Source organism: Rhodoferax sp. WC2427, assembly GCF_040822085.1.
Classification (GTDB): Bacteria; Pseudomonadota; Gammaproteobacteria; order Burkholderiales; family Burkholderiaceae_C; genus Rhodoferax_B.
Genome location: NZ_CP162006.1, coordinates 4,562,819 through 4,586,128 on the forward strand (window position 1 = coordinate 4,562,819; position 23,310 = coordinate 4,586,128).

Annotated in this window: 22 protein-coding genes; all 22 read right to left on the bottom strand. The window is 65.4% G+C overall.

What is annotated here, in order from left to right; translation table 11 throughout:
* Positions 1-49: 49 nt before the first annotated feature.
* On the bottom strand, positions 50-1,669 hold the full coding sequence (locus tag AB3G31_RS21275) for a GMC family oxidoreductase (RefSeq protein WP_367848033.1): 1,620 nt from the start codon (positions 1,667-1,669) through the stop codon (positions 50-52).
* 97 nt (positions 1,670-1,766) lie between these two features.
* On the bottom strand, positions 1,767-2,651 hold the full coding sequence (locus AB3G31_RS21280; protein WP_367848034.1) for a LysR substrate-binding domain-containing protein: 885 nt from the start codon (positions 2,649-2,651) through the stop codon (positions 1,767-1,769).
* 71 nt (positions 2,652-2,722) lie between these two features.
* Entirely contained in the window at positions 2,723-3,505 is a 783-nt protein-coding gene (locus AB3G31_RS21285; RefSeq protein WP_367850396.1) for a pseudouridine synthase, read from the bottom strand.
* Positions 3,506-3,696: 191 nt separating this feature from the next.
* Positions 3,697-4,383: a two-component system response regulator KdpE gene (gene kdpE, locus AB3G31_RS21290; protein WP_367848035.1), complete on the bottom strand. Its 687-nt coding sequence runs from the start codon at positions 4,381-4,383 to the stop codon at positions 3,697-3,699.
* Positions 4,380-7,154, bottom strand: coding sequence for a DUF4118 domain-containing protein (locus AB3G31_RS21295; RefSeq protein WP_367848036.1), 2,775 nt, complete (start codon positions 7,152-7,154; stop codon positions 4,380-4,382). The genes kdpE and AB3G31_RS21295 overlap by 4 nt, the downstream gene beginning before the upstream one ends.
* 9 nt (positions 7,155-7,163) lie before the next feature.
* Positions 7,164-7,736, bottom strand: coding sequence for a potassium-transporting ATPase subunit KdpC (gene kdpC / locus AB3G31_RS21300; protein WP_367848037.1), 573 nt, complete (start codon positions 7,734-7,736; stop codon positions 7,164-7,166).
* A 10-nt stretch (positions 7,737-7,746) separates the two neighbouring features.
* Positions 7,747-9,816 carry a potassium-transporting ATPase subunit KdpB gene (kdpB, locus tag AB3G31_RS21305; RefSeq protein ID WP_367848038.1) on the bottom strand — a complete coding sequence of 690 codons (2,070 nt, stop codon included), beginning with the start codon at positions 9,814-9,816 and terminating at the stop codon, positions 7,747-7,749.
* Between the two features lie 82 nt (positions 9,817-9,898).
* A complete protein-coding gene (gene kdpA, locus AB3G31_RS21310; protein ID WP_367848039.1) occupies positions 9,899-11,698 on the bottom strand; it encodes a potassium-transporting ATPase subunit KdpA in 1,800 nt (599 codons plus the stop codon).
* On the bottom strand, positions 11,698-11,796 hold the full coding sequence (gene kdpF, locus AB3G31_RS21315) for a K(+)-transporting ATPase subunit F (protein ID WP_367848040.1): 99 nt from the start codon (positions 11,794-11,796) through the stop codon (positions 11,698-11,700). The genes kdpA and kdpF overlap by 1 nt, the downstream gene beginning before the upstream one ends.
* 230 nt (positions 11,797-12,026) lie before the next feature.
* Positions 12,027-12,932, bottom strand: coding sequence for an ACP S-malonyltransferase (locus tag AB3G31_RS21320; protein WP_367848041.1), 906 nt, complete (start codon positions 12,930-12,932; stop codon positions 12,027-12,029).
* Positions 12,929-13,798 carry a triphosphoribosyl-dephospho-CoA synthase MdcB gene (gene mdcB, locus AB3G31_RS21325; RefSeq protein ID WP_367848042.1) on the bottom strand — a complete coding sequence of 290 codons (870 nt, stop codon included), beginning with the start codon at positions 13,796-13,798 and terminating at the stop codon, positions 12,929-12,931. Before mdcB ends, AB3G31_RS21320 begins: the two co-directional genes overlap by 4 nt.
* Positions 13,795-14,475, bottom strand: a complete 681-nt coding sequence (gene mdcG / locus AB3G31_RS21330; RefSeq protein ID WP_367848043.1) for a malonate decarboxylase holo-[acyl-carrier-protein] synthase — start codon at positions 14,473-14,475, stop codon at positions 13,795-13,797. The genes mdcB and mdcG overlap by 4 nt, the downstream gene beginning before the upstream one ends.
* Complete coding sequence (locus tag AB3G31_RS21335; RefSeq protein WP_367848044.1) at positions 14,472-15,173, bottom strand: biotin-independent malonate decarboxylase subunit gamma; 702 nt, start codon at positions 15,171-15,173, stop codon at positions 14,472-14,474. Before AB3G31_RS21335 ends, mdcG begins: the two co-directional genes overlap by 4 nt.
* The gene (locus AB3G31_RS21340) at positions 15,170-16,042 is read right to left on the bottom strand and encodes a biotin-independent malonate decarboxylase subunit beta (RefSeq protein WP_367848045.1); all 873 of its coding nucleotides are present in this window, start codon (positions 16,040-16,042) and stop codon (positions 15,170-15,172) included. The genes AB3G31_RS21335 and AB3G31_RS21340 overlap by 4 nt, the downstream gene beginning before the upstream one ends.
* On the bottom strand, positions 16,039-16,380 hold the full coding sequence (gene mdcC, locus AB3G31_RS21345) for a malonate decarboxylase acyl carrier protein (protein WP_367848046.1): 342 nt from the start codon (positions 16,378-16,380) through the stop codon (positions 16,039-16,041). Before mdcC ends, AB3G31_RS21340 begins: the two co-directional genes overlap by 4 nt.
* A 13-nt stretch (positions 16,381-16,393) precedes the next feature.
* Entirely contained in the window at positions 16,394-18,073 is a 1,680-nt protein-coding gene (mdcA, locus tag AB3G31_RS21350; protein WP_367848047.1) for a malonate decarboxylase subunit alpha, read from the bottom strand.
* A 10-nt stretch (positions 18,074-18,083) separates the two neighbouring features.
* Positions 18,084-18,848, bottom strand: a complete 765-nt coding sequence (madM, locus tag AB3G31_RS21355) for a malonate transporter subunit MadM (protein ID WP_367848048.1) — start codon at positions 18,846-18,848, stop codon at positions 18,084-18,086.
* A gap of 5 nt (positions 18,849-18,853) precedes the next feature.
* Positions 18,854-19,267, bottom strand: a complete 414-nt coding sequence (madL, locus tag AB3G31_RS21360; protein WP_367848049.1) for a malonate transporter subunit MadL — start codon at positions 19,265-19,267, stop codon at positions 18,854-18,856.
* A 178-nt stretch (positions 19,268-19,445) separates the two neighbouring features.
* Positions 19,446-20,360: a LysR family transcriptional regulator gene (locus AB3G31_RS21365; protein WP_367848050.1), complete on the bottom strand. Its 915-nt coding sequence runs from the start codon at positions 20,358-20,360 to the stop codon at positions 19,446-19,448.
* Complete coding sequence (locus AB3G31_RS21370) at positions 20,357-20,680, bottom strand: hypothetical protein (RefSeq protein WP_367848051.1); 324 nt, start codon at positions 20,678-20,680, stop codon at positions 20,357-20,359. Before AB3G31_RS21370 ends, AB3G31_RS21365 begins: the two co-directional genes overlap by 4 nt.
* 51 nt (positions 20,681-20,731) lie before the next feature.
* A complete protein-coding gene (locus AB3G31_RS21375; protein WP_367848052.1) occupies positions 20,732-20,860 on the bottom strand; it encodes a hypothetical protein in 129 nt (42 codons plus the stop codon).
* A gap of 84 nt (positions 20,861-20,944) precedes the next feature.
* Positions 20,945-23,212: a putative bifunctional diguanylate cyclase/phosphodiesterase gene (locus tag AB3G31_RS21380; protein WP_367848053.1), complete on the bottom strand. Its 2,268-nt coding sequence runs from the start codon at positions 23,210-23,212 to the stop codon at positions 20,945-20,947.
* Positions 23,213-23,310: the final 98 nt, after the last annotated feature.

Genomic DNA, 23,310 nt, shown 5'->3' on the forward strand with positions numbered 1-23,310 from the left:
CGCGTGTGTTGAAAAGCGATGATTTCGGGGCATGACGCTTGAGGAAAACTCATGCCGCGTGGTCTTCCAGGATCAGGTCGGCGCCTTTTTCGGCGACCATGATGGTGGGCGCGTTGGTGTTGCCCGAGGTGACCGCCGGGAACACCGAGGCATCCACCACCCGCAGGCCCTGGATGCCGTGCACCCGCAGCCGGTGGTCCACCACATGGCGTACCGGGTCCGGGCCCATGCCGCAGGTGCCGCAGGCGTGGTAGACCGAGCCGCTGCGCTGGCGAAAGTCTTCCAGCAGGGCTTCGGGCGAGGTGGCACCAGGACCGGGAAACAGCTCGGAGGCCACCACGCCCGACAAGGGCGCGCTGGCGGCAATGCGCCGCAGCAGCTGGCTGCCCTCTTGCACATCGGCAATATCTTCCGGGGTGGACAAGAAGTTGGTGCGGATCACCGGCTTGGCAAACGGGTCCGAGGACTGGATAGTGATGCTGCCGCGGCTGGTGGGGCGGCAGGTGTTGAAGGACATCAAAAACGCCGAATACGGATCCGGGTTCATCAGCTTGGCCTGGGGCTTGGCGTTGGCCGTGTAGCTGATGGGGTTGAAGTACACGTGCATGTTCGGCCGCGCCAGCTCCGGGCGGCTGCGCACAAAGGCCCCGGCCTGGTTCACGCTCATGGCCAGCGGGCCTTGCTTGCCCAGCAGGTACTGCAGCGCCGCCTTGACCTTGCCACTGAACGGGTACAGGGTGTCGTTGAGCGTGGGCACCTTGGATTTAAAGTAGTACGACACACACACGTGGTCTTGCATGTTCTGCCCCACGGCGGGCGCGTGGCGCACCAGGGGGATGTGCAGGCCCTGCAGCAAACCCGCATCGCCCACGCCCGAGAGCTGCAGCAGTTGCGGAGAATTGATGGAGCCGCCCGACAGCACCACCTCTTTGGCGGCGCGCACGGTCTGCAGGCTGCCCTGGTGCAAAAACTCCACGCCCACGGCACGCGTGCCCTCGAACACCACCCGGGTCACCTGGGCGCGGGTGGTCAGGGTGAGGTTCTTGCGTTTGAGCGCCGGGCGCAGAAACGCGTTGGCAGTAGAGGCGCGCACGCCATCGCGGATGGTCATTTGCCACAGGCCCGCGCCTTCGGTCTGCGCGCCGTTGAAGTCGGCCGTGGTGGGGTAACCCAGGGCGTTGCAGGCGGCCATGAAGGTGTCGCACAGCGGGTGCACCTTGCCACTGAATTCGCTGACCCGCAGGGGGCCGCCGCTGCCGTGGTAGTCGGACGCGCCCCCCACATGGTCTTCGGACTTCTTGAAGTACGGCAGCACCGACTTCCAGCCCCAGCCGGGGTTGCCCGCGGCCTCCCAGTCGTCAAAGTCTTCGCGCTGGCCGCGGATGTAGACCATGGCGTTGATCGAGCTGGTACCGCCCAGCACCTTGCCGCGCGGCCAGTACAGGCGGCGGTTGCCCATGGCGGGCTCGGGCTCGGCGTGGTACATCCAGTTGAAGCGCGGGTCGGCAAAGGTGCGGCCATAGCCAATCGGCACCTGGATCCAGGGGCTGCGGTCGGAGCCCCCGGCCTCCAGCAGCAGCACGCGGTCGGTGCCGTTGGCGCTCAGCCGGTTGGCCAGCACGCACCCGGCGGACCCGGCGCCGACGATGATGTAGTCATATTCATGCATAGCGCCGCAGGTTAGCGGCGACGGCTAGCGTGGGCAAACTACGAATTCGCGGCCCCAGCCATGAGAAAAATGGTGTGGCTATGATCCTAGGATGAACTCAACCGAACTGGCCCGTCAGCCAGTCGCGGAACAGGCCCACGAGTGCGCGGCTTTCGGCGTCGCGGGCCAGGTTGACAAACCAGTAGCCGTGCGGCCCGGCCACCTTCACGCCGCTCAGGGGCCGCAGGCTGCCCTCGGCCAGCTCCTTGGGCACCATGGCCTCGTCGACGATGGCCACCCCGGCCCCGGCCAGGGCGGCGTTGATCACCTGGTCCAGCGTGCTGAAGCTCAGGCCCGGTTTGGGGTTCACCTCGGTCAGGCCCTGGGCGGCGCACCAGTGCTCCCACATGGGCATGCGCACATTGCCGTCGGTGATGTGCAGCAGGGTGGCCTCTTCCAGGCGCGGGGGCTGGTCACCCACCCACAGCTTGGGGCTGGCCAGCATCACGTGCTGTTCCACCATCAGCAGGGCGCAGTCGCCGTCGGCCCAGGCCTGGTCGCTGAAGGCAATCACGCAGTCGCAGTGGCGCACATCGCGCGGGGCATGCACGTCGTGGGTGCTGATGGACAGGTCGATGTGCGGAAACTGCCGCCGAAAGTCCGGCAGGCGCGGGGCCATCCAGCGGGTGGCAAAGGTGGGCGGCAGGTTGATGGCCAGCTGCTGGCGCAGGTTGTGGTGCTGCAGGTTTTGCACCACGGTGTCGATGTGCTGGAAGGCGGTGTCCACGGCGGTGGCCAGTTGCCGCCCGGCGGGCGTGAGCTGCACGCCCCGGTGGGTGCGGGTGAACACCGGCACACCCAGCCACTCTTCGAGCTGCTTGATCTGCCGACTCACTGCGCCCTGGGTGACAAACAGGCTCTCGCCCGCCTGCATGAAGTTCTCGGTCCGGGCCGCGGCCGCGAACACGCGCAGCGCATTCAGCGGAGGGAGGCGTTTGTGCATGGTGGGGGTGGGCATCAGAAGTCAGCGCGGATTATGCAATTCGCATGCCGCTGGCTACGCCACCCCAACTTTCAAAACCCTTCGTGCGGTGCCAGGTAGCGCCACTGCCCCAGGGGCAGGTTGCCCAGCATCACGTTGCCGATGCGCACGCGCTTCAAGCCGACCACCTTCAGGCCGACCAGTTCGCACATGCGGCGGATCTGGCGTTTTTTGCCTTCGGTGAGCACAAAGCGCAGCTGCTCGGGGTTTTGCCAGGTGACCTTGGCGGGCTTGAGGGCCTGGCCGTCCAGGCTCAGGCCGTGGCGCAGCTTGGCCAGCATGGCGGGCGGGAACACGGCCTGCACGTTGCTGGTGATGGGGTCGTCGTCGTCCATGCGGACGAGCTGGCCGGTGGGCGCGGGCTGGCCCAGGCCGTGGTAGGCCACACGCACCAAATATTCCTTTTCCATGACCGAGTCTTCACCGATGAGCTGGCGGGCCACGCGGCCATCCTGCGTCATCACCAGCAGGCCGATGGAGTCGATATCCAGCCGCCCGGCGGGGGCCAGGCCAACCAACTGCTTGGGGTGGAAGAAGAAGCGGGCGTTGTCCTCGGCCCAGCGGTTTTGCGCGGTGAACAGCGAGACCGCCGGTTCGTGGCCGTCCTCGGCCTGGGCGCTGACGTAGCCCATGGGCTTGTTGATCAGGATGGTGACCTGGTTGGCCTGGTGCCCGCTGGCAGCCTTGTCGATCTGGATGCGGTCGCTGGGCGTGACCTTGACACCCATCTCGGCGATGGCTCCGTTGACCTTGACCCAGCCCCGGGCGATCCATTCATCGGCTTCGCGGCGCGAGCACATGTTCAGGTCGGCCATGCGCTTGTTCAGGCGGATGGGGTCGGTGCTGTTGGGCTTTCCGGCGGCACCGGCAGGTGGGGCGGCGCGGCGGAACGGAACCGGAGCGGATCGGGGCTTGGGGGGTGGCACGGGGGAGTTCATAAATGCTATCAATGTAGTAGCTGCTTGCGCCGATGGAATGGGCGCTGGGGGCAGATTTTGCTTAGATTTTAGGCCAGGAGCCGATAGCCCACCCCGGTTTCCGTCAGCAAATGCACCGGCTGGGCCGGGTCAGCCTCCAGTTTTTGCCGCAGGTGGCCCATGTGGATGCGCAGATAGTGGCTTTGTTGGGTGTGGGCCGGGCCCCAGACGTCGCGCAGCAACTGGCGGTGGGTGAGCACGCGCCCGGCGTTGCTGGCCAGCACGCAGAGCAGGCGGTATTCGATGGGGGTGAGGTGCACTTCGGCCCCGCCCCGGCGCACCAGGCGGGCGGTGCGGTCAACCTCCACCGTGCCGAAGCGGAACACGGCCTCCTCGCCGCCCTCGGCCACCCGGGGGCGGCGCAGGTTGGCGCGCACGCGGGCCAGCAACTCGCCCACGCCGAAGGGCTTGGTCAGGTAGTCGTCGGCCCCGGCATCCAGGGCGGCGATTTTGTCGGCTTCCAGGCTGCGGGCCGACAACACGATGATGGGCACGGCCGACCAACTGCGCACGTCGCGCACCACGTCCAGCCCATCGCCGTCGGGCAGGCCCAGGTCGAGCACCAGCAGGTCGGGCTTGCGGGTGCCGGCCTCGGTCAGGCCTTGGTGGGCGGTGCTGGCCTCGAACACCTGCCAGCCTTCGGCCTCCAATGCGGCGCGCACGAAGCGGCGGATGTGGGGTTCGTCTTCGATGAGTACGGCAACAGGGGTGGTCAAGACAGTTCCTGCAAGTCCGGTGCGGGTCGGCGCGGCAGAGTGAGGGTGAATTCTGCGCCACCGCCCGGCGCATTGGTAGCCACGATCTGCCCCCGGTGCGCATCGACGATGGCTTTGCAGATGGCCAGGCCCAGGCCCACGCCGGGGGTGGTGGACTCGGCGCTGCCGCGGGTGAACTTGTCGAACAGCTCGGCCTCGCGGCCCCGCAGCTTGGGCGGCAGGCCGGGGCCGTGGTCGCGCACCGCCAGTACCAGGCTGGTGGGGGTGGCGCGGGCGGTCAATACGATGGGGGCGGCGCCGTACTTGGCGGCATTTTCCAGCAGGTTCACCAGCACGCGCTCCATCAGTACCGCATCAAATTCCACCAGCGGCAGGTCGGTCGGCACATCGGTGTCCACGTGCTCACCGCGCAGGGCCGGGGCGGCGGCGCGGATGGCGGAGCCCACCAGTTCTTCCACCGACTGCCAGTCGCTGCGCAGGGCCACGCCGCCGTTTTGCAGCCGCGCCATGTCCAGCAGGTTGGTGACCAGGGCCGAGAGTTCGCGCGCCTGCGCCACCATGGCCTGCGCCGCATCGGCCTGGGCGGGGGCCAGCGGCGGCTGCGCGGTGTGCAGCGATTCGGCCAGGCCCATCAAGGCAGTGAGGGGGGTGCGCACGTCGTGCGAAATGGCGGCCAGCAAGGTGTTGCGCAGGCGCTCGGACTCCATGTGCACCACCGCCTCTTGCGCCACCTCCACGTAGTGCACGCGCTCCAGCGCAATGGCGATCTGCCGGGCCAGGGTTTGCAGCAGTTGCTGCTGCTCGGGAATCAGCAGCCAGCGCGCCTGGCTTGGTTTGAGGGCCAGCACGCCGCGCACCCGCATGGGGGCTTGCAGCGGCACGCAATGCCAGGGGTGGGCGGGCAAGGTGGTGGTGGCCAACCCGGCGCTGTGGCCGGTGCGCAGCACCCATTCGGCGATGCCTGCGTCGAAGTCGTGCGGCAGCATGGCAGGTAAACGCAGGTGGCCGGTGCCTGCATCGGTGTGCTCGGCCACCAGCACCATCACCTTGCCGCCTTTGACCGGGTCAAACGCCACGCCCTCCACCTGGGTGAACAGGCGCTGCACGGCGGTCTGGCCGATCTCCACCACCTGGCGGGTCAGCAGCGCGGCAGACAGCTCCCGCGTCAGGTCGAACAGGGCCTGCGCCCGGCGCTCGCGGCTGGCGGCGATGCGGGCCGAAAAGCGCAGCCCCGCAGTGAGCTGGCCGGTCAGCAGGCCCATGGCCAGCATCACCACAAAGGTCACCAGGTACTGCACATCGCTGACCGCGAACGAAAAGCGCGGTGGTACAAAAAAGAAGTCGAACGCGGCCACGTTCAGCACCGCGGCCAGCGCCGCCGCGGCGCGCCCGTAGCGCACGGCCACCAGCACCACAGCCACCAGAAACAGCATGGCGATATTGGCCAGGTCCAGCCGGTTCGCCAGCGGCGTGGCCAGCAGGGTGACCAGCACGGCCCCGCCCAGGGCGGCGGCCCAGGGCTGCCAGGTGCGGCGGCGGAGGTCGCCGTCGGTGTCGGTGGGCAGCCAGGCACGGGCCAGGCGGCGGGTACGGGGGCTGGCCCCCACCTCCAGCACGTCCAGCGTGGGGGCCAGGGTGGCGAGCTGGCGCGTCAGCGTGGGGGCCCAGCGCCGCCACAGCTGCCAGCGCGGTACCGGGCGGGGGCGGCCCAGGACCAGGGTGGCGCAGTTCAGGGTTTGGGCCTGCTGCACCAGCGCGTCGGCCACATCGCTGCCGGTCAGCACCGCGGTGTCGGCCCCCAGGGTTTCGGCCAGTTGCAGCACGGTAAGGATGCGGTCGCGCTCCGGGGCCTCCAGGCGCTGCAGCAGCGGGGTTTCCACATAGGCGGCATGCCAGCGCACATTGAGCTGCCCGGCCAGCCGCGCGGCGGTGCGCACCGTCTGCTCCGCGCCCTCGTGCGGGCCGATGCAGGCCAGGATGGCCCCCGAGGTGTTCCATACCGGGGGCAGCGTGGATGCACTGCCCGATTGCCCGGACTGTTCCACCCGGTAGCTGCGCACATCGTCTTCCACGTGCTCTGCCGTGCGGCGCAGGGCGATTTCGCGCAGTGCAATCAGGTTGCCCTTGCGGAAGAAGTTCTGCGCGGCGCGGGCGGCCTGCTGGGGCAGGTAGACCTTGCCCGCCTGCAGCCGGGCGGTGAGCTCGTCGGGGGTGACATCCACCAGGATGATCTCGTCGGCACTGTCGAGCACGGTGTCGGGCACGGTCTCCAGCACGCGGATGCCGGTGATGGCCCCCACGGTGCCATTCAGGCTCTCCAGGTGCTGCACGTTCAGGGCCGACCAGACGTCGATGCCCGCGGCCAGCAGCTCCTGCACATCCTGCCAGCGCTTGGGGTGGCGCGAGCCCTCCACATTGGTGTGGGCCAGCTCATCGACCAGCAGGATGGCGGGTTGGCGGGCCAGGGCTGCGTCCAGGTCGAATTCTGGCAGCGTCTGACCGCGGTACGGGAGCTGGCGCAGCGGCAACTGCTCCAGGCCTTCCAGCAGGGCGGCCGTTTCCTGGCGGCCATGGGTTTCCACCACGCCCACCAGCACCTCGCGCCCGGCCTGGTGCGCCTGCTGGGCGGCACTGAGCATGGCGTAGGTTTTGCCCACGCCTGCGTTGGCCCCGAAGTAGATGCGCAGCCGACCCTTGGCGCGTGCGCTGTCCTGCGCTTGCAGGCGTTGCAGCAGCACATCGGGGTCGGGGCGGGAGTCGTCGTGGGGCATGTGCCGAGGTTACTGCATGGCATCCAGCGCCAGGTTCAGGCGCAGCACGTTGACGCGCGGCTCACCCAGGAATCCGAACAGGGGCGGCTCGGTGTGCTGGGCCACCAGGGCTTGCAGCTTGGCAGCATCCACCCCCCGTGCCTTGGCCACACGCGGGATTTGGTACAGCGCTGCCGCCGGGCTGGTGTGCGGGTCCAGCCCGCTGGCGGAGGCCGTCACCAGGTCCACCGGCACGGGTGTGGTGTTGCCAGGATCGGCATCGCGCAGGGCCTGGATGCGGCCTTTGACAGCATCGGTCAGCGCCGGGTTCAGTGGGCCCTGGTTGGAGCCGCTGGAGGCCGCAGCGTTGTACGGCTGCGGGCCGGTGGCCGAAGGGCGGCCCCAGAAGTGCCGGGGGTCACTGAAGTTCTGGCCGATCAGCCCGGAGCCCACAGGCTTGCCGTCGCGCAAGATGAGGCTGCCAGCCGCTTCCTTCGGAAAAGCCGCCTGGCCCACGCCGGTGACGACCAGGGGGTAAACCACGCCGGTGAGCAGCGTAAGGGCGGTAAATACCGCCAGGGTAGGACGAAGAATCGCGTTCATTTTAAATTCCTTAAACCATTTGCATGGAGACTAAAACCATGTCAATCGCCTTGATGCCGATGAAGGGCACCACCAGGCCGCCCAGCCCATATATCAACAGGTTGCGGCGCAGCAGCGCGGCGGCTCCGACCGGGCGGTAGCGCACACCCTTCAGCGCCAGCGGCACCAGGAACATGATGATGAGCGCGTTGAAGATCACCGCCGACAAGATCGCCGAGGACGGGCTGCCCAGCCCCATCACGTTCAGCGCCTTGAGCTGCGGGTAGGTGCTGACGAAGATGGCCGGAATGATGGCGAAGTACTTGGCCACGTCGTTGGCAATCGAGAAGGTGGTGAGTGAGCCGCGCGTCATCAGCAGGGCCTTGCCGGTTTCCACAATCTCCAGCAGCTTGGTGGGGTTGGAGTCCAGGTCCACCATGTTCCCGGCTTCCTTGGCCGCCTGGGTGCCGCTGTTCATGGCCACGGCCACGTCGGCCTGGGCCAGCGCGGGCGCGTCGTTGGTGCCGTCGCCGGTCATGGCGACCAGGCGGCCTTCGCTCTGGTACTGGCGGATCAGGGCCAGCTTTTGCTCGGGCGTGGCCTCGGCCAGGAAGTCATCCACACCGGCTTCGGCGGCAATGGCCGCGGCGGTGAGCTTGTTGTCGCCGGTGATCATCACCGTTTGGATGCCCATGCGGCGCAGTTCGCCAAAGCGCTCCTTGATGCCCGCCTTGACGATGTCTTTGAGCTCGACCACGCCCAGCACCGTGTTGCCCTCCACCACTACCAGCGGCGTGCTGCCGCGGCGTGCCACGTCGTCGGCGGTGTTCGAGACCTCGGTGGGCATGCGACCGTTCTGCGCCTGCACGTATTTGCGTATCGCATCCACCGCGCCCTTGCGCAGCACGCGGGTAGTGGTGCCGGCCACCACGTCGATGCCGCTCATGCGGGTCTGCGCGGTGAAAGGAATCTCGGTGGTCTGCCCTACCAGCAATGGCACTGACGCCAGCCGCTGCGCCAGCGCCACGATGCTGCGGCCTTCCGGGGTTTCATCGGCCAGCGAAGCCTGTGCGGCGCAGGCGGCCAGTTGGGCTTCGCCCACACCGGGGGCGGGGAAGAAGGCCGAGGCCTGGCGGTTGCCGTGGGTGATGGTGCCGGTTTTGTCCAGCAGCAGCACGTCCACGTCGCCCGCGGCTTCCACCGCGCGGCCCGAGGTGGCGATCACATTTGCCTGCATCATGCGGCTCATGCCCGCCACGCCCACCGCGGACAGAAGGCCACCGATCGTGGTGGGAATCAGGCAAACCAGCAGCGCGATCAGCGCCGTCATGCTCACCACGGTGCCCGCACCTGCTGCCTGCACGCTGAAGCTGGAGAACGGCAGCAGCGTCACGGTGACCACCAGGAACACGATGGTCAGCGCCACCAGCAGAATCGTCAGCGCGATCTCATTGGGCGTTTTTTGGCGTTTCGCCCCTTCGACCATGCTGATCATGCGGTCCAGGAAGGACTCGCCGGGGTTCACGCCGATGCGCACCACCAGCCAGTCGGACAGCACCCGGGTGCCGCCTGTGACGGATGAAAAGTCGCCGCCCGACTCGCGCACCACCGGGGCCGACTCGCCGGTGATGGCGCTCTCGTCCACCGAGGCCACGCCTTCGATCACTTCGCCGTCCAGCGGAATCAGGTCGTGTGCCTCCACCAGCACCACATCGCCCTTGCGCAGGTTTTCGGCCTCCTCTGGGAGCCAGGTGGCGCCATGCACCGGCTTGGTCAGCTTCTTGGCCATGGTGCTTTTCTTCAGGCCACGCAAAGACGAAGCCTGCGCTTGTGCACGCCCTTCGGCCAAGGCTTCGGCAAAGTTGGCAAACAACACGGTGAACCACAGCCACACCGCCACCGACAGCACAAAGCCCGCCGTGCCATCGCCGCTTTGCAGCGCCAGCACGCCCAGCAGCGTGGTCAGGATGCTGCCGATGTAGACCACGAACATCACGGGGTTGTGCCACTGCACGCGGGGGCTGAGCTTGGTGAAGGCCGCGGCCAGCGCGGGCTTGAGCAGGGCAGGGTCGAGCAACACCAAAGATTTTTGGGTGTTCATACAGACGTCTTTCGAAGATTTAAACAAAATCGGGCTCTAGCGCCCATTCCATCAGCGTGACAAGCTACTAAATATGTAGCAATCATGGTGCAGCCCACAGCACCAGGTGTTCGACCACCGGGCCCAAAGCCAGCGCGGGCACGTAGTTCAGCAGGCCCACCAGCAGCACGGTACCGATCAACAGGGTGACAAACAGCGGGCCGTGCGTGGGCAGGGTGCCCGCCGTCACCGGCAGGCGCTGCTTGGCGGCCAACGAACCGGCGATGGCCAGCACGGGCACGACCATGCCGAAGCGGCCCAGCCACATGGCGATGCCCAGCAGGATGTTGTAGAACGGCGTGTTGGCCGACAAGCCCGCGAAGGCGCTGCCGTTGTTGTTGCCCGCCGAGCTCAGCGCGTACAGCATCTCCGAGAATCCATGGGCCCCCGGGTTGGCAATGCCTGCCGTGCCGGCGCCCGACACCACCGCCACGGCGGTGCCCGCCAGCACCACGATGGGGGTGACCAGGATGGCGATGGAGGTCAGCTTCATCTCGTGCACCTCGATCTTCTTGCCCAGGTACTCGGGGGTGCGGCCGATCATCAGCCCGGCGATGAACACCGCCAGGATGGCGAAGACCAGCATGCCGTACAGGCCCGAGCCCACGCCGCCAAACACCACCTCGCCCAGCTGCATCAGCACCAGCGGCACCATGCCGCCCAGCGGGGTGAATGAGTCGTGCATGGCATTCACCGCGCCGCAGCTTGCAGCCGTGGTGATGACGGCAAACAGACTGCTGGCGGTGATGCCGTAGCGCAGTTCCTTGCCTTCCATGTTGCCGCCCGGCTGCAGGCTGCTGGCCATCTGGTCCACGCCCAGCGGGGCCAGCAGCGGGTTACCAGCCTGCTCGGCGGGCATGATGGCGACCACGGCCACCACGAACAAGATGGCCATCGCCGATAAAACCGCCCAGCCCTGGCGCTTGTCGCCCACCACGCTGCCGAAGGTGAAACACAGCGCGGCGGGGATCAGAAAGATCGCCAGCATCTGCAAGAAGTTGCTCAAGCCCGTGGGGTTTTCAAATGGGTGGGCCGAGTTGGCGTTGAAGAAGCCGCCGCCGTTGGTGCCCAGCATCTTGATGGCCTCTTGCGATGCGACCGGGCCCATGGGCAGGGTTTGCGTAGCCGTCTTGGCATCTTCCAGCATCGGGTGGCCCTGGGCATCCAGCACCGGCGCGCCAGCAGCGTCTACTTTGGGCTGCTGGAACGCGGTGACTTCGAGCGTGGTCACGTCCTTGTAGCCGTCAAAGTTCTGCACTACGCCCTGCCCCACCAGCACCAGCGACAACACCAGCGACAACGGCACCAGCACCCAGGCGGTGACGCGCACCACGTCCACCCAGAAGTTGCCAATCACCGCCGTAGACCGCGCCGCAAAGCCGCGCATCAACGCAAACACCACGGCGATGCCGGTCGCGGCAGAGAAAAAGTTCTGCACCGCCAGGCCCAGCATCTGGGTCAGGTAGCCCATGGTGGACTCCCCGGCATAGCCCTGCCAGTCGGTGTTGGACACAAAGCTGATGGCGGTGTTGAAAGCCGAGTCGGCCGACACCGCCGCCATGCCCTGCGGGTTCAGCGGCAGCCACACCTGCAGCCGTTGCAGGCCGTAGACCACCAGCACGCCCAGCGTGTTGAAGGCCAGCAGCGCCAGCGCGTAGTGCGCCCAGTGCATGGACTGGGTCGGCGAGGTGCCCGCCAGCCGGTACACAGGCGCTTCCACCTTGTGCATCCAGCCCGGCACGTTGCCGTTGGCCAGACGCGCCAGCCACAGGCCCAGCGGCCAGGCAGCGGCCAGCAGCACCGCCAGGTACACAGTGAGCAAGATCCAGGCGTTGGAGGACATCAAAATTCCTCCGCGCAGATCAGCGCATAGACCAGGTACGCCAGCAACAGCACGGCGCACAAGCCCCCCAGGCCATAGAGCATGTCGAGCGCGATCATGCGCGGCCTCCCTGGGGTTTTTCCAGCTTCTGGAACCCCTTGACCAGCAAGACCATCACGCCCCACAACAGGCCCAGGCCCGCCATCCACAGTACATCCATACCATCCCACTTTCTCAAGAAATTGATGGTGTGAGATTACGTAACTGGGCGTAAAGACGGGGTAGTGAGTGAAGGGTGGGGTGTATAGAAAGCGTAAAGACGCGGGCTTACACGCTGGGCAGAGAGCCTTCAGGCATGCCTAAGAACCCACGCCACCACAGCATCCGCGCTGCGAAAATCGTCGCAGGCGCGGGCCGGAATATCGGGGTAACGCTGGTTCCAGATGCGGGCCAAGGCCTGCCCCGGGCCAACCTCCAGCACGCAGCCCACGCCGCGCGCGGCCAGGTTGTCCATGCACTCGTCCCAGCGCACAGTCTGGGCGATTTGCGCGGCCAGCGCGGCTTTGGCCTGCGCGGCATCCAGAATGCGGTCGGCCGCGTTGCTGAAGAGTACGCTGCGCGGCCGCTGCAATGGCAAGGCTGCCAGGGTCTGGGCAAAGCTGTCCGCCGCGGGCTGCATCCAGGGTGTGTGCGAGGCGACGTGGACCTTGAGGCGGGTGCAGTGCGCGTTCTGTTGCAAGGCCTGGCTTTCGGCCCGTGCCAGCGCGGCATGTGGGCCGCCGATGACGGCGCTGTCCACCCCGTTGCGGAGGGCCACGGCCACGCCGGTCTGGTGGCAGAGCAGGTCGAGCACCGGCATGGTGAGGCCGCTGACGGCCAACAAGCCGCCCGGCGTTTCAGCGGCACAGCGGTCCATGGCCTCGGCCCGGTCGCGGGCCAGGTCCAGCGCCATGGTGGCATCGAACACCCCGGCGGCGCTGAAAGCCGCCAGCTCGCCCACGCTGTAACCGGCGATGGCAGCAGGCGGCGGCAGATCTGCGGCGAGTTGCTGCCAGGCCGCCAGCCCCAGCCCAGTCAGCAGCCATTGCGCATGGCGGTTGCTGGCGGCCCAGTCGGGGTCTTCGAGACCTATGCGCCAATCGCCTACGCCCAGCTGTGCGCAGGTCAGCCGCACCAGGGCACTGTCGGCGGCCAGCCAGGGCAGCATGGCGGGGTGCTGCATGCCTTGGCCGCTGAAGACCAACGCGAAGCTCATGGCTGTGGGTTACAGAACTGCACCATCCAGCAGGCGGCGGCCAGAGTGTCGGCGGAGCCGCCGGGCGACAGGTTGCGGGCTTGGAAGTCCCGGCCCATGGCCTGGGCAGCCTCCATGCCCCCCGGGCGGGCAGCGCCGCCTGCAGCCAGAAAACTGCGGGCCGCCTGCCGGGCGTGGTGCAAACCTTCCAGCCCGCCCCGGTGGGCCAGGTTGCTGTCGTCCAGCACCGCCATCACGTGGAAAAGGGTGTCCAGCCGTGCCTGCGTGGATGACAAGCCCCGTGCCAGTCCGGCAACCAGTGCCGGTACCGCCGTTTCGAACAGCACCGGAAACGCCAGCGCCGCCTCCTGCGAGGCACTGCGCAAACCGTGTTTTTGCGCAGCAACGCCCCCGGGTAGCGTGGACGTTCGCGAAGCCCGCGCCGCCAGCGCGTCGCCCCAGTGGTGCCGCAAGGCCTGGCGCAGCCGCGCCGGGGTGGGTGGCGCGCCGCTGCACGACACCGCCCCCGCCGCCGCACACAGCAGGCCCAGCATGAAGATGGCCCCCCGGTGCGTGTTGATGCCGCCGGTGGCCGCCAGCATGTGGGCTTCGGCCTGGATACCGCAGCGCTCCAGCGCCGCAAAATCGACCTTGTGCTGACCCAGCTCGGCGATGGCCACGAAGTAGCTGCGCAGGGCGAACAGGCTGCGCATAAAGGTTTGCGCATCCATGTCGCGGTGGCTGCCGTTGTCGGTCAACGTGACCAGGCCGGGTTTGGGGGACAGGGCCAGCTCGTGGTACAGCGCCCGCGTCGCCGCCCGGCCTATCGCCTGGGGGGTGAGTGACAAGGGAGCCAGGGGCCAGGCCTGCCGTGCGGCGGCCCTCATGCCAGGGCCTCCGCCACCAACGGAGCACTCTGCCAGAAGGATGTGCGCTCCAGCGTGGCACCGCACAGGCGCTTGACCAGCACGGCGCTGCTGCGGCCCGCCCGCCAGGCCGCCCATTCGCGCCAGGCCACCGCGGCACCGTCGCCAAACACCAGCTCACCGTCCAGGCGCACGCGCGGCACGGCACAGTCCTGCAGCAAGGTGGCAACCGCATCGGCCTGGCTGGCGTGGGATACGGCGATGCACAGGTCGATATCGGAATCGCCATGCACATGGTCCAGCCCGGTCAGCCGCTGCCAGCCGTAGCTGCCGTAGACCCGCGCGGCGGCGTGGCAGGCACTGAGCTGTTCACACAGTCCGCGCCATGCGGTGCGCGCCGGTAGCGGCAGCAGGCACTGCACCTCACCGGCGCGGGGAAATGCGTCGAAATACAGCACCGCACTGCGCGGCACGGCCAGCGTGATGCGCCGCTTGTCCCAACGCGCCGGAGCGGGCAGACCCAGGGCGACGGTGTGCGGCATTTCGCTGGCAGTCTGGCGCGTGACCACCAGCGGCAGGCGCTGGCGGGTCCAGTGCTGCAGGCAGTCCTGTGCCGTGGCATCCCAAGTCTGGGCCAGTACCTGCTGCCAGCCGGCATCAGAAAGCCAGGCGATCTGGTGGCGGTGCAAGGGGGTCATGCGGCATCCAGCACCCGCTGCACCACGGCAGCCGACATCTTGCGGCCACCGCGTGCGGCACCGTCCATGGCGCGCCGGTCTTGGGTGGGCGCATGCGCCAGCGCCTCGCGCAGGGCGGCGGGCAAATCGCCCTGCCACAGGGCCTGCACGCCGCCCATGGCCACGTAGTTGCCCACGCCGGGGGCGAATACGGGGTTGGACTGCGACAGCGCAGTCAGCATCTCCTCGGGCAGCTTGGTGACGCGGGCCATGGCAGGGATGCGCATGACGCGGATCTCGGCCTCGGGCAGCGCATAGCAGGCATCGGCAATCAGGCCCGAAGTGATGAAACCGCCCGACAGCGCCTGGTCGTACACCAGGCCCAGCACCCGGTGCCCGCTGCGCCGCGCCAGGTCGATGGCCATGCCCAGGTGCGCCATGGCGCGGTTGATGCCCAGCAGCTCGTCACGGCGGCGCAGCTGCTGGCCCTGGGTGTCGATCAGCAGCAGGATGGGGCGGCCCGGGTGCCGGGCGATGGTGTCCAGCACCACCCGGGCCTGGGCCAGTGCCAGCTGGACACCGATGGGCGCGTGGTTCGTGGTGCCCAGCACCGCCAGCGGCTGCCCGTCGAAGGTGGCGGTGCCTTGCAGAAAGTCGCCCTCGGCGGTGATGCCGTGGGCGGGGCCGAAGAGTTGAATCGCCAGGGTGTTCCAGTTCATGCGTTGACTCCCAAGGTGTTGAGTTCGGCCACATCCATATCGGGCACGCGGGCCGCGTCGGCAACACCCAGGCGCTGCCACAGGGCGGTGGCTTCGTCGCCGCCAATGGCCAGGGGCCGCAGGCGCGCTGCCAGCAGGGCATGCTCGGCTTCCAAGGTGACCAGGGTGACGGGTTGGGCGGCTTGCAGTGCCGCGATGGCGGCACGGCGGAAGGCCGCCACGTCGTCTTCCACCAGCGCATCGCAGTCACCGGTGAGCCAGCGGTGTTTGCCGCCCGTGGTGCGCCAGACCAGTGCGCGGTCGCGCGCGTCGAATTCGTCCACGCCTTGGCTGGCCTCGATCACTTCCGGGCCGGACATGGCCAGGCGGCCCACGTCGCTCATCACGATGTGGTCGGCACAACGCGCCACGATGCCCATGCCGCCAAAGCAGCCGTTGGCACCACCGATCAGGAAGATGACCGGGATGCCCGCAGCCCGCACGTCCAGTACGGCACGCATCACTTCCGACACCGCAATCAGCCCGGCATTGGCTTCGTGCAGGCGCACACCGCCGGATTCGGCCAGCACCAGCACGGCCTGTGGCCGGTCGCGTAGCGCGCGCTGCAGCAGGCCCACCAGCTTGGCACCGTGCACCTCGCCCACGCCACCGCCCATGAATTCGCCTTCTTGCGCAGCCACAAAGATGGGATGGCCGTCCAAGGTGGCACGGCCAATGGCCACGCCGTCGTCAAAGGCCGAGGGCACGCCGAGCTGGGCCAGGTGCGGGCTGGTGATGCGCTCTGCAGGCGGCAGCCACTCGTGGAAGCTGCCACCGTCCAGCACCTGGGCCAGGCGCTCGCGGGCGGTGCATTCGACATAGCTGATCATGTGGAGGCCCCTGGAGTTGCTGGGAGTTCGGCCACGGCCTGGTCCAGGCGCAGGCTGACGACGGCAGGCGTGGCCCCCATGTCGTGGATGGAAATGCGCACGCCGGTGAGCGGGTGGCGGGTGTGGAAGTCGTCCACCACCGCCTGCCAGATCGGGCCAAAGCCGCGGGCCGAGGTTTCAACGCGGACGGCGCAGTCGTTGTCGGGCGTGGCCTCCAGCATGACCTCCAGGTTGCCCGAGCCGACCACGCCGACCAGAATGGGCGCAAAGCCGCCTGCGGGCAGGCCTGTAGCGTACGAAAAGTCCAGGGTTTCCAGCCCTGCGGGAATATCGCTCATGGTGGTCTTCCTCTTACCAGTTTCTGAAACGTTTGGGCGGTTGGTACAGCCCGCCGGAGGCGCGCACCAGGTCGCGCATGCTGCGGGCGGCCAACAGGTTGCGGGTGGCATCGCGGGGGTCGATGCCTAAGTCTTGCGGGCGGCGGATGATGCCGCGGTCGCGCAGGTTTTCGACCGCGCGCTTATCGCGCGCCAGACCGACCGCCGTGTAACCGGCCACGCCACGGATGGCCTGCTCGCGCTCGGCATCGCTGCGGCACAGCAGCAGGTTGGCAATGCCTTCTTCGGTGAGGATGTGGGTGACGTCGTCGCCATAGACCATGATGGGTGGCAGGGCCATGCCCGCTTGCTCTTGCAGCGTCCAGGCGTCCAGCCGGTCCACAAACGCAGGCTGCATGTGTTCGCGGAAGGTTTCCACCATCTGCACCACCAGCTTTTGCCCACGCGGCGTGCCCGCGGCGCCGCTGCGGCCTGCGCGGGCTTCACGGCCGGCTTTCAGCCAGGCCGGGCTGGCGTGGCGGCGGCCCCGGGCATCGGCCCCCATGTTGGGTGCGCCGCCAAACCCGGCGATGCGGCCCAGGGTGGCGGTGGAGCTGTTGCCGTCCAGGTCGATCTGCAGGGTGGAGCCGATGAACAGATCGCAGGCGTAATGGCCCGCCGCCTGGCTGAAGGCCCGGTTGCTGCGCAGGCTGCCGTCGGGGCCGGTGAAGAACACGTCGGAGCGGGCGCGGATGTAGTCCTCCATGCCCAGCTCGGAGCCGAAGGAGTGGATGGATTCGACCCAGCCCGCCTCGATGGCCGGGATCAGCGCCGGGTGCGGGTTCAGCGCCCAGTGCTTGGCGATCTTGCCCTTGAGCCCCAGCGATTCGGCGTAGGTGGGCAGCAGCAGTTCGATGGCGGCGGTGTCGAAGCCGATGCCGTGGTTCAGCCGCTCCACCCCGTATTCGGCGTAGATGCCCTTGATGGCCATCATGGCCATCAGCACCTGGATTTCGCTGATCTGCGCTGGGTCGCGGGTGAACAGAGGTTCGATCAAATTGGGGCGCGGCGCTTTCACCACAAAGCTGATCCAGCCCGCCGGAATGTCGATGCGCGGCAGCGTGGTGTTGCCGTCCACCAGCTCATTGACCTGGGCGATGACAATGCCACCCGAGAAGGCTGTGGCCTCGACGATGGCCGGGGTGTCCTCGGTGTTGGGCCCGGTGTAGAGGTTGCCCTCGGCATCGGCCGCATGCGCCGCCACCAGCGCCACCTTGGGGGTCAGGTCCACAAAATAGCGGGCGAACAGCTCCAGGTAGGTGTGGATGGCACCGATCTGGATGCGCCCGGTAGACACCAACCGCGCCAGCCGCGCGCCCTGCGGGCCGGAGAAGCTGAAGTCCAGTTTGCTGGCCACGCCGTTCTCGAAGATATCCAGGTGCTCCGGCAGCGCCAGCACGGATTGCACCATGTGCAGGCCATGGACTTTTTGCGGGTCCACCTGCACCAGGGCCTGGGCCAGAAAGTCGGCCTGCTTCTGGTTGTTGCCCTCCAGGCAGACGCGGTCGCCGGGCTCGATCACGGCCTCCAGCAGCGCACCGATGGCCGCGGTGGCCACATGCTTGCCACGCAGCTGCGGCCCCAGCGCCTGGGCGGCCCGCGCCAGCCGGGCGGCGCGGTTGTCGGCCTTGGTGTTCCAGTTCAAACGGTCCATCACGTGATCCTTATCCCACCAGCGCTTTGGTGGCAAAAAACAGAACCGACGGGCCCATCAGGCAGCCCAGGCCGGTGTGGAAAGTGGCGACCAGCGCGCCGTAGGGCACCAGCTTGCGGTCGGTGGCGGCCAGCCCGGCCGATACACCGCTCACGGTGCCCGCCAGCCCGCCAAACACCATGGCCGAGCGGGGTGTTTTCAGGCGCAGAAACCGCGCGGCCACCGGGGTGCCCACCATCACCAGAATCGCCTTGATCAGGCCGGTGGCGATGCTCAGCGCCATCACGTCGGGGCTGGCACCAATGGCCGCACCGGTGACCGGGCCGACGATGTAGGTGACGGCACCCGCGCCGATGGTGGTCATGCTGACGGCATCGGTGTAGCCAAAGCTCCAGGCGATGCTGGCCCCGACGATGAAAGGCAGCACGGTGCCCAGCACCAGGGCGACCACCCCGATCAGACCGGCCCTGCGGGCTTCGGTGGCCTGCACTTCGAAAGCGGTGGCGACGATGGCAAAGTCGCGCAGCATGGCCCCGCCCATCAGGCCGATACCACCAAACAGCGACATATCGGCCAGGCCCTTGTGCCCGCCGGTCTGGGTACCACCCCAGTAGGCCAGCACCAGCCCGATGACGATGGCGATGGCCGAGCCATGCACCCGCCCAAAAGTCAGCTTGCGCGAGATGAAGTTGGACAGCAAGACCACCAGGCCAACGATGGCGAAGGCGGTAACGAGGCCGTTGCTGGCGGCGGCTTTTTGGAGAATTTCGAGCATGGTGTTTACTTTGCGTGGGGGGTAGGACCTGCCGTTGGCAGCGCGACGGCATCGGCCTCTTCAGAGGGCTTTTCCGTGCGGTTGATCAGGGAGATGACGACGGCGCACAAGCCCACCGCTCCCAGCGCCGACAACAGCGCCAGATGCCCGCCACGCAGGGCCGACACCACATCCTGCTGGGCCGCCATGGCCACTACCACCGGGATGTACATGGCGCCCCAGTACTCCACACCCACCTCGGTGGGCCTGGGCAGGATGTTGTGCTTCTGCATGTAGAGGCGCGCAAAAATCAGCAGCAGCATGGCGATGCCGACCCCGCCCACATTGGTTTTGACCCCCATGGCCTGGCCCAGCAGGTCACCTAAAAAAATACCGAGCAAGTGGCAGGCTGCCAGCAATGCGGTGCCGTAAATGATCATGTCTGTCTCCTGGTTATGGCGCATGTCAGCGCTATTTCTGGGAAGCCTTGCCGGGCATTTCGGCCCTGCAGGACTTCTTGGGAGGGAATGTACCGAGCCAGTGCAGACAGAACAATTAACAGGAAGCGGGAATGTTTACGCCCAGCGAAACAATCGGGGGTTAACCCTTTGGGCCGTGTCAGGCGAGGTGGGCTTGGGACAGGCGGCAGACCGACAACAAGGTCAGCAGATTGGGATCGCGCTCACGCGTGCGCAGAAAGTTCAGCCCGATGGTCTGGCGCATGGCGTATTTGGCTTGCAGCGGAATCAGCTGCACCTTGTGCTGGAACACATCGCGCACCCGGCCTGGTAGCAGCGTGCAGCCCAGGCCACCGCTGACCAGGTTCATCAGCGAAAAAATGTCGCCGGTCTGCATCACCACATTGGGCGTGAATTCGGCGATGCGGAAGGCCTCCTGGAAGCCCTTGTAGGTGGCAAAACCTTCGGTCAGGCTGACGAAGCGCTCGTCCGCGCAACGGCCCAGGTCCACCGCCTCCATCTCGGCGTAGCGCGAGCCCACCGGGGCGGCAAAGTAGATTTCGTCCTCAAACAGCGGCAGCGATTCGATGTCGGGCGCGTCGTCGGGAATGGCCATCAGCGCCGCATCGATCGCGCCCTGGGCCAGCTTGCGCAGCAGCACCGCGTTCGAGCCCAACACCAGCTCGGGCTGCAGCTCCGGCTTGCGCACTTTCAGGGCGATCAGCAGGGTCGGCACGGTCTTGATGGTCAACGAGTAGAGCGAGCCGATGCGGATCTGGTCAGACGCGTAACCCGCCGCCTCGCGCGTGGCGCGCACGCCCTCGGCCATCAGGTGCAGCACGTCCTTGGCCGCCTCGGCCAGCACCTGCGCCGCCTGGGTCGGGATCAGGTTGCGGCCTTCGTGGCGAAACAACGCACAGCGCAAACCTTCCTCCAAGGCATGCAAGGCCCGGTGCACGCTGACCGTGCTGGTGTCCAGCACCTCGGCCGTGCGCGTCAGATTACCTTCTTGCATGAAGGCCAAAAAAACCTCCAGCCGGCGGAAGGTGATGTCGTCTCCGACGCGCGTGCTCATGGTCCGGCCGCGGCCTTGTCGGCAGCGCGGGCGTGCAGTGCGTTGGCCCGGCTACAGATGTGCCGGGCACCATTGTTCAGGCCCCATGCGACGTACCGCCATAGGTGGTGGCATAGCGTGCCATGGGCAGGCCGTTGCAGTTCCAGGCGCACCATACCGGTGGATGCTGTCTGTACCTGTGTCACCCACCACGGCATCGCCTGGCGGACACGGGCAGCCAGGATGGCCGGGTCGGCGGTACCGGCAAAAACGCGATCGCCCAGACTGCGCGGCTGCACGGTCGTGGTGAAGGCTTGCGGCGCGTGGACGGGGTGGGCCATGGGGTTGGGTGTGCTCCGCGGATGTTGTCTGTGGCAGCCCCGATTTTGCCTTCAAACCCATTCCCTCCTGGCGCATTGCCAGCGCGCCCGTTGCAAGGCGCACAGCTCCCACAAACCCCACACCAGACAGGCGGGCACTGCCACCAGGCGCATGACCGCCACTTTGCGTAACAAGACCATGATCGGGCTCCTTTCCCAGACAGAAAGCCACCCTAAACCGGCCACGTGACAGGGGCATGACCACCTGTAGCGCAGCCCCCGGGCTCAATAGCCTCGGGTTGTGCCGTCGCCAATGGCCACCGGTGCCGATTCGATCTCCTGAACCACCTGGACGATGCTCTCGGCTACAACCGCTTTCGAAAACAGGAAGCCCTGCACGCCATAACAGCCCAGCGAAAGGAGTTTTTGGTACACCCACATATCTTCAACACCCTCGGCAATAACCTCTACATTCAAATTCTTGGCCAACTCCATGGTCGAACTCACGATCGTCGCACTGGATTGGTGGTCTCGCATTTGCCGGATAAATTGCTGGTCTATTTTAAGAAAGTGGAGTGGCAATTGCTGCAAATGGAGCAAGGAACTGTAGCCCGTACCATAATCATCGATACTGATTTTCACGCCCAAATTCATCAAAGCAGACAATACCTTTTTAACGTGCACAGGATCAGAAAGGGCGCTCGATTCGGTAATTTCGATTTCCAGGTATTTGGCAGGCATGTTGGTTTGCTCCAGCACACCCCTGATTTCCTTCACAAGATCGAAGCCCATGATGTCTCTGGCAACCACATTGAGTGCAATACTGAGAACCAGGCCCTGGTCGCTCCAAATATGCCACTGCTTGGCCGCGTCGTGAAGCACCAATGTGAACAATTGGTGCGCCAAATCCGTAGTTTCAATTTGTTGGATAAATTCATAGGGCATTACCAAGCCTCGCTGGGGATGGTGCCACCGGATCAATGCTTCTACCCCGATCACCTTTTTGGTACTCGCATGTATTTTCGGCTGGTAATAAACAATCAATTGGCATGCGGTCACCGCCCCGCGAAAATCCGTCAGCACCCAGCTCTTGTCTTCGGCAATATCTTTGCTCTTATCATAAACTTCCACCTGGGATTGAGTTTCTCTTGCCCATCCCAGTGCACGTTCGCTCTCCTTCAACATAGACGCAAAATTTAACTTCTCAAAACCATAATCAATGGATACTCCAATACTGCACATGACGCGTATCACCACGCCATTGACGGTGACAGGATTCTCCAATAGCCGATGGATCTGCCAGGCTTGCGCCTCAATTGCCCGCCTGTTTTCAGCGTTCAGCATTAAAAGTGCAAATTCATCGCCATCGACTCTGGCGAAATGATTTCCATTTTTTGAAATATCAGCATACAGGCGGTCAGCAATCGCCTTAATAATCAAATCCCCCACATGGAAACCAAAAATATTGTTGATCGATTTAAATCCATCAATATCGATCAGCAGCAGTCCATTCCTTTTATCCAACTGGTACGTACTCGCCTCGATTACCTGCTCAATATGCTTTCGATTGGGGATACCTGTCAGATAGTCAATCCTATTTTGCTCTTCCAACTGCAGATTGGCACGAACAATATTCTGAATGGACAATCGCAACTGGTACCAACCAAGAACCATCACTAAAAAAAATCCACCCAATATACCCACAGTTGCAGGATGCAGTTCTTTAAAGTAAATAACCAACAGGGTCACGGGCAACAACAAAACCAAAGGCAATAACAGGGTCAGCACGTTGTTGACGTGGCTACTTTCTTCACTCGGCCTAGGATATGACAGTTGCTTCATTTCTGGGTGCAATGCCAGCGCGCCAAAGGTCACATAGGCCAATAGCCATAATAAAAGATTCAAATTGGTGGGAACACCCAAACTGGAACTGGTACCATGAAAAAATGACTCTCCTGCGGCAAACAAGACGGTCGCCACGGAAAGCAGGGTGAAGACGGTTGATTTATAGGCCTTGCTGCTGGTCCATACCCAGAGCAGCATGCCGACCTCGACATAAGACATGGTGGGATACACCATTCTGAATATCTGGGGTTGGTCTATCGAGAACCCATACTCCACGATGGTGGGAAGAAAAAGAAACTGCCAACCGGTCAAAATCAAACTCGTAGCCAGAATGCATCCCTGGAAAAAACCATGTCTTGGAAATTCCCGGTGCAATGTGCATGCAAACTGCCACAATGCCACCACCAAACACATATGGCCAGACAAAAGAAAGCCGTCCGCCAGCGACAACCTAGAGCCAAAAATCCCACTGACATCGGTGTCAGCCTGGATGAGCGCCCCGGAAAACTGAAAAAATATTGCAAGCAGAAAATAAGCCCATGGGCCTACCGCAATCGGCTTATGGCTTAAGACGCCATAAAACACGCCCGACATGCCATACAAAACAATAAAAAAGTAGAGAATATCGCGCCCACCAAGTCCATCTGCCAGCGGAATACACAGAGACGCCAATATGCCGAATATCAGGTATTTATTCCATCCAGCCATTGTTTATTTCTCGGATATTTGAAGGTCGCCATACAAAATATTCATCGTCGACCCCGGTCTGAATTCTGGGGCTGATGACCGAGCGTGGGCGCACCCGA

Excerpts from the sequence above, each read along its gene's own strand:
- AB3G31_RS21275 (WP_367848033.1), bottom strand. The coding sequence starts at position 1,669 with ATGCATGAATATGACTACATCATCGTCGGCGCCGGGTCCGCCGGGTGC.
- AB3G31_RS21280 (WP_367848034.1), bottom strand. The coding sequence starts at position 2,651 with ATGCACAAACGCCTCCCTCCGCTGAATGCGCTGCGCGTGTTCGCGGCC.
- AB3G31_RS21285 (WP_367850396.1), bottom strand. The coding sequence starts at position 3,505 with ATGGCCGACCTGAACATGTGCTCGCGCCGCGAAGCCGATGAATGGATC.
- AB3G31_RS21295 (WP_367848036.1), bottom strand. The coding sequence starts at position 7,154 with ATGCCCCACGACGACTCCCGCCCCGACCCCGATGTGCTGCTGCAACGC.
- kdpC (WP_367848037.1), bottom strand. The coding sequence starts at position 7,736 with ATGAACGCGATTCTTCGTCCTACCCTGGCGGTATTTACCGCCCTTACG.
- kdpB (WP_367848038.1), bottom strand. The coding sequence starts at position 9,816 with ATGAACACCCAAAAATCTTTGGTGTTGCTCGACCCTGCCCTGCTCAAG.
- kdpA (WP_367848039.1), bottom strand. The coding sequence starts at position 11,698 with ATGTCCTCCAACGCCTGGATCTTGCTCACTGTGTACCTGGCGGTGCTG.
- kdpF (WP_367848040.1), bottom strand. The coding sequence starts at position 11,796 with ATGATCGCGCTCGACATGCTCTATGGCCTGGGGGGCTTGTGCGCCGTG.
- AB3G31_RS21320 (WP_367848041.1), bottom strand. The coding sequence starts at position 12,932 with ATGAGCTTCGCGTTGGTCTTCAGCGGCCAAGGCATGCAGCACCCCGCC.
- mdcB (WP_367848042.1), bottom strand. The coding sequence starts at position 13,798 with ATGAGGGCCGCCGCACGGCAGGCCTGGCCCCTGGCTCCCTTGTCACTC.
- mdcG (WP_367848043.1), bottom strand. The coding sequence starts at position 14,475 with ATGACCCCCTTGCACCGCCACCAGATCGCCTGGCTTTCTGATGCCGGC.
- AB3G31_RS21335 (WP_367848044.1), bottom strand. The coding sequence starts at position 15,173 with ATGAACTGGAACACCCTGGCGATTCAACTCTTCGGCCCCGCCCACGGC.
- AB3G31_RS21340 (WP_367848045.1), bottom strand. The coding sequence starts at position 16,042 with ATGATCAGCTATGTCGAATGCACCGCCCGCGAGCGCCTGGCCCAGGTG.
- mdcC (WP_367848046.1), bottom strand. The coding sequence starts at position 16,380 with ATGAGCGATATTCCCGCAGGGCTGGAAACCCTGGACTTTTCGTACGCT.
- mdcA (WP_367848047.1), bottom strand. The coding sequence starts at position 18,073 with ATGGACCGTTTGAACTGGAACACCAAGGCCGACAACCGCGCCGCCCGG.
- madM (WP_367848048.1), bottom strand. The coding sequence starts at position 18,848 with ATGCTCGAAATTCTCCAAAAAGCCGCCGCCAGCAACGGCCTCGTTACC.
- madL (WP_367848049.1), bottom strand. The coding sequence starts at position 19,267 with ATGATCATTTACGGCACCGCATTGCTGGCAGCCTGCCACTTGCTCGGT.
- AB3G31_RS21365 (WP_367848050.1), bottom strand. The coding sequence starts at position 20,360 with ATGAGCACGCGCGTCGGAGACGACATCACCTTCCGCCGGCTGGAGGTT.
- AB3G31_RS21370 (WP_367848051.1), bottom strand. The coding sequence starts at position 20,680 with ATGGCCCACCCCGTCCACGCGCCGCAAGCCTTCACCACGACCGTGCAG.
- AB3G31_RS21375 (WP_367848052.1), bottom strand. The coding sequence starts at position 20,860 with ATGGTCTTGTTACGCAAAGTGGCGGTCATGCGCCTGGTGGCAGTGCCC.
- AB3G31_RS21380 (WP_367848053.1), bottom strand. The coding sequence starts at position 23,212 with ATGGCTGGATGGAATAAATACCTGATATTCGGCATATTGGCGTCTCTG.